Genomic DNA, 5,053 nt, shown 5'->3' on the forward strand with positions numbered 1-5,053 from the left:
GGTGCGCAGGGGGTTGATCTCGGAGACCGCGCCGACGAACGTGGTCTTGCCCACGCCGAAGCCGCCCGCCACCACGATCTTCGCGGAGGTGGTGGAGCGAGCCGCTCCGCCGTTAGAGCTTGCGAAGTCCACTGAGCACCCTTTCGAGCAGTGTCACGTCTGGCTGGCCGCCCGCGGACTCGTCGCCGCCGGGCTGGTGGATGGCGACGAGGCCCGCCTCCGCCAGGTCGGCGACGAGGATTCGGGCAACGCCGAGGGGAATGGAGAGGAGTGCCGAGATCTCGGCAACCGACTTGATCTCTTGGCACAGTCGGCAGATCCGCTGGTGCTCGGGCAACTGCCCCTGCAGCCGGGCCGGATCGGCCGTGGTGCTGACCAGCGCCTCGATCGCGAGCTGGTACCGGGGCCGGGTCCGGCCACCGGTCATCGCGTACGGGCGCACCAGCGGGTTGCTGGCCTTGGGAGCCTCCTGCCGCCGCGCCCGGGGCGGAGCGGCCGGAGGCATGTGCGGAGCCTGCGGGGCCTGGGGCTGGCCATAGCCCTGGTCCTGGTACGGGTTCGGCTCCTGGGAGTACTGCCTGCTCGGAGCAGAAGGGAAGTTGAAGCGGTTCTGGTCGTGACCACCCTGCGGCTGAGCGCCGCCATACGAATGGCCTCCTGGGGGTGTTGTCACGTTTCCTCCTCCGACTCCAAAACGCAGTGTTCCCTGTAGCACCGCGCCACCGCACCCTATGGTGCGATGACGCGAAACGCACTGCCTGTCTGCTAGTTGAGAAGACTTCCCTGCAGTTCGGCGCGCAGATCCGGAGTGAGGACACTGCCCGCGCGATCCACAAGGAGGGCCATCTCGTAGCCCACGAGGCCGATGTCGCACTCGGGGTGGGCGAGCACCGCCAGGGACGAACCGTCCGAGATCGACATGAGGAAGAGGAAGCCGCGCTCCATCTCCACCACCGTCTGGTTGACGGCGCCGCCCTCGAAGATGCGGGACGCCCCGGCGGTCAGCGAGGTCAGACCCGACGCCACCGCCGCCAGCTGGTCGGCACGGTCGCGCGGGAACCCTTCGGACATCGCCAGAAGAAGGCCGTCGGCGGAGACCACCACGGTGTGGGACACCCCGGGGGTGTTGTCCACGAAGTTGGTGATCAACCAGTTCAGGTTCTGCGCCGCCTGGCTCATCGGGCTCACACTAACGCTCCTGGTCATAGGTGTTACTAGGGGACTGCTCTGATCCCGCGCTGCGGCCCTGCTGGACACCGCGCCGCAGGTTGCTCAACCTGCCGCGCACGTCCTCAGGAGCACGGGAAATCTGGGGGCCGCCCTGGGGGGTCGACTCGGCGGCACCCTCGACCAGGTTGGCCTTGGGTACGCGCCGCGGCAGACCGGAGGAGGTCACCCCGCCCGCTTTCGGGTCACGGAGCTTGCCCGCCTGCTGCCAGCGCTCGTCGTTCTTCGAACGCCAGCCGCTCCCGGGGCCCACGCCTCCCGCCGCCGGCGCCGCCTGCTGGCTCTGCGGCGAAGCGGCGAACGGCTTGGACTCCGCTTCCTGCTGTGCGGGCTGCCACTGCTGCTGGCCACCGCGACGCGGCAGACCCGCTCCGGTCATCCCGTGACCGGTCTCGGCAGCGGCGCCCGAACGGTCGAAGCCTACGCGGTCCTGGGGCTGTTCGGGACCGACCTGGGATTCCGATTCGGTCCCGTAACCCTGGTCGTAGCCGCCCTGGTAGGCATTCTGCTCCGGCCACTCGGCCTGCTGCGGCTGGGACGCGTAGCCGCCGTCGTACTGGCGCTGGCCCGCCGGGGCGTCCTGGTAGCCGTCCTCCGCATAGCCGTAGGCCGGGTAGCCGCCCTCGGCCTGCTGGTCGTAGCCGGACTCCTGCGCCGCGTAGCCCGCGTCCTGGTGGCCGTACGAGCCGTCGTTCTGCTCGTAGCCGCCGCCGGGGTAGCCGTCCTGGTGGTACGCGCCCTCCGCTTCACCCGGGTACGGCTGGTAGCCGTGCTCCGGCTGGGGCTCCTGGGGGTAGCCCTGCTGCGGGTTCTGGTACGCCTGCTCCTCGTACCCGTACTCGGCCTGCTCCTGGAGCGCCGCACGGCGGTCCTCGCGGTTCAGCGAGCGGTTCACGGGGTCGAGGTCGGTCGCGTCGAAGGGCGCGGCGCCCGCCGCTCCAGTGGCGCCGACGCTTGCGTCGGAATAGCGGGAGTCGTCGAAGCCGAGCTCCGCGGCGGTGCGCATCGGCTGCGCCTCGGCGGCCTGCTGCTCCGGAATGATCGACGAGACGGTGAAGTCGTCGTCCGGAATGCCCTCGCCACCGCCACCGTGGGTGATGGCGTCGGGGAGCATGACCAGCGAGGTGGTGCCGGCCTGCTCGCCCGAGGGGCGCAGCTGGACGCGGATGCCGTGCCGGTCCGCCAGCCGGCCGACCACGAAGAGGCCCATGCGCTGGGAGATCGCGGCGTCCACGGTGGGCGGGTTCGCCAGCTTGTGGTTGATGTCCGCGAAGTCCTCGGCCGTCAGGCCGATGCCCTTGTCGTGGATCTCGACCATCACGCGGCCGTCGGGGAGGCGGGTCGCGGTGACGCGGACCTTGGTCTGCGGGGAGGAGAACGTGGTGGCGTTCTCCAGCAGCTCGGCGAGCAGGTGCACGAGGTCGGTCACGGACTGGCCGTGGATCTCGGCCTCCGGGACGCCGGTGAGCTCGATGCGCTCGTACTGCTCCACCTCGGAGGAGGCGGCACGCAGCACGTCGACCAGCGGGACCGGCTGGTCCCAGCGGCGGCCGGGCTCCTCGCCCGCGAGGATGAGGAGGTTCTCGCCGTTGCGGCGCATGCGGGTGGCGAGGTGGTCCAGGCGGAAGAGGTTCTCCAGCTGGTCCGGGTCGGCCTCGTTGTTCTCCAGGTCGGTGATGAGGGTCAGCTGGCCCTCGATCAGCGACTGGTTGCGCATGGAGAGGTTGGTGAAGATCGCGTTGACGTTCCCTCGAAGGAGCGCCTGCTCGGCGGCGAGACGTACCGCTTCGCGGTGGACCTGGTCGAAGGCGCGGGCGACCTCGCCGATCTCGTCCTGGGAGTCGATCGGGATGGGCACCACGCGGGTGTCGACCTTGCCCGGCTCGGTGCGCGAGAGCTGGTCGACGAGGGCCGGCAGACGCTGCTCGGCGATGTCGAAGGCGGCACCGCGCAGGCGGCGCATCGAGCGGCCCATCTGGCGGGCCATGAGACCCGCGAAGATGAACGCGGCCAGCAGGGAGACGACGACGATGCCACCGTTGACGAACGCGTCGGTGCGGGCGTCGTCGGCGATCTCGACGGCCTCGTTCACGGCCTTGGCCACGAGGTCCTTCTCGACCTCGGTGTAGCCGTCGAACTTGGCGGTGGCACCGGCCTGCCAGTAGGCGGCGTTGGTGCCCTCCTTGGCGAGGTCCTCGGGGTCCTCGCCGCTGGCTATCGCCTCGGTCATGCCCTCGAGGGCGGAGCCGTTGACGACCGGCGGCGGGACGAACTTCATCCCGGCCTGTTCGGCCCGCGCCTTGGCGTCCAGCAGCTTCTGGGCGCCCTCGTCGGCCTTGCGCTGCATGACGGCCTTGAGGTTCTGGGTGTCCTGCTCGGTACCGGCGGAGACGTACTCGCCCTGGGCGATCTCCTCCAGATACGCGTACGAGGAGAAGGCAACCAGCTGGGCCGCGTGGACGTCCTTCTTCTTGCTGGGGGCGACGAGGAGGTGGGTGCCGATGGAGCGCTGCAGCGAACCGGCGGCCTTGGCGAGCTCGATCGCGTAGACCATGCGGCCGTAGGACGTGATGTTGCCGGTGCCGAGGCCGAGCTCGTTGGAGAACTGCATGAGGTAGTGCTGGACCAGCACGTAGCCCTCTTCGGTGGGCACCGGGCCCAGCTTCGTGGGCAGGCTCTTCTTGGCGGTCTCGATCTGCGGGAGGTACGCCGACTTGCGTATCGCCTGCAGCTTCGGCTCCTCCGAGCGGAAGAGCTTCAGGCGGCGCTCCAGGCCCTGCTTGGCCGGCATGTCCTTGACGACCTCGTCGAACCGGGCCTTGGCGGCGTCCGTGTCGGCGTAGGCCTTGGTCACGACGTCGCTGTCGCGCTTGCCGCTCAGCAGCGGCTCGACGGTGAGGTCGCGCTCGTTGAGCAGCGCCTGGCCGTACTCGGAGGCGGCCTGCACGATGCGGGCGGTCTTCTCCGCGTCCTTGGCCTCGCTCCAGGTGTCGATGGAGCCCTTCACCTGGAAGCCGCCCATGACCAGGCCCACCAGGGCCGGCACGAGCAGGATCGCGTTCAGACGCGTGGGCACGCGCCAGTTGCGCGGCGAGAACCGGCTCTGGCTGCCGCGAACGGGTGCCTCGTCCGGCAGGTCAGCCGGGGACGCGGCGGCCGCGCGCTGCGGCGGGGTGAAGTTGCCCCGGGCCGTCTCCTCCGCGGGGCTCTCGTTGCTTCGCCTCACTCGACCAACAACCTCTCGGCGGCGCTACTAGCTAGTTCGATGAATTCCAGCACGGGGAACGGCCGTGTTCCAAACAGTTGAAACCGACCGTCCCATGCCGCGTCCGTCCGGCATAAGTCGGACATAAGGAGCGAGTTTCGTCAAAAAGCGGGACCGCCGTGCGCGCAGCGGCACCGAGTGGATGCGAGGGGTGTCCAACTGGTGGAATTTCTCTGTCGAAACGTTATGAACGCCGAGGCGGGCCGTGTCAAAGGACACAGCCCGCCTCGCAGTTGGTGATCCACTGGTGATCCGTGTTTTCACGGGATCTCCCCGGAACGGCTCCGACTACTTCAGACGCGCCATGAGAGCGTGTTCCACGAGCGTGATGAGCGCGCTCTTGGCATCGGCCCGGTGGCGGGCGTCGGTGGTGATGATCGGGGCGTCGGGTCCGATCTGGAGCGCCTCGCGGACCTCTTCGGGGGTGTACGGCTGGTGTCCCTCGAAGCCGTTGAGGGCGACGACGAAGGGGAGGCCGGAGTTCTCGAAGTAGTCGACGGCGGGGAAGCAGTCGGCGAGTCGGCGGGTGTCGACGAGGACGACGGCGCCGATGGCGCCGCG

The 5,053-nt window shown here is 69.4% G+C and carries 4 protein-coding genes and 1 pseudogene; all 5 read right to left on the minus strand.

The features are described 5' to 3' along the window. Positions 1 to 132, minus strand: a pseudogene (locus IF43_RS0135045) (ATP/GTP-binding protein); the annotation flags it as partial. Further along, a complete protein-coding gene (locus IF43_RS0135050) occupies positions 113 to 673 on the minus strand; it encodes a DUF742 domain-containing protein (RefSeq protein ID WP_030210806.1) in 561 nt (186 codons plus the stop codon). The pseudogene IF43_RS0135045 and the gene IF43_RS0135050, both read right to left, overlap by 20 nt. A gap of 92 nt (positions 674 to 765) precedes the next feature. Then, positions 766 to 1,179: a roadblock/LC7 domain-containing protein gene (locus IF43_RS0135055; RefSeq protein WP_078910683.1), complete on the minus strand. Its 414-nt coding sequence runs from the start codon at positions 1,177 to 1,179 to the stop codon at positions 766 to 768. 10 nt (positions 1,180 to 1,189) lie between these two features. Continuing rightward, positions 1,190 to 4,453, minus strand: a complete 3,264-nt coding sequence (locus tag IF43_RS0135060; protein ID WP_030210813.1) for a nitrate- and nitrite sensing domain-containing protein — start codon at positions 4,451 to 4,453, stop codon at positions 1,190 to 1,192. 327 nt (positions 4,454 to 4,780) lie between these two features. Then, a partial coding sequence (locus tag IF43_RS0135065) for an ATP/GTP-binding protein (RefSeq protein WP_030210817.1) occupies positions 4,781 to 5,053 on the minus strand: 273 nt, incomplete at its 5' end.

Origin of the sequence: Streptomyces sp. NRRL S-87, from assembly GCF_000719335.1 — a bacterium.
Classification (GTDB): domain Bacteria; phylum Actinomycetota; class Actinomycetes; order Streptomycetales; family Streptomycetaceae; genus Streptomyces.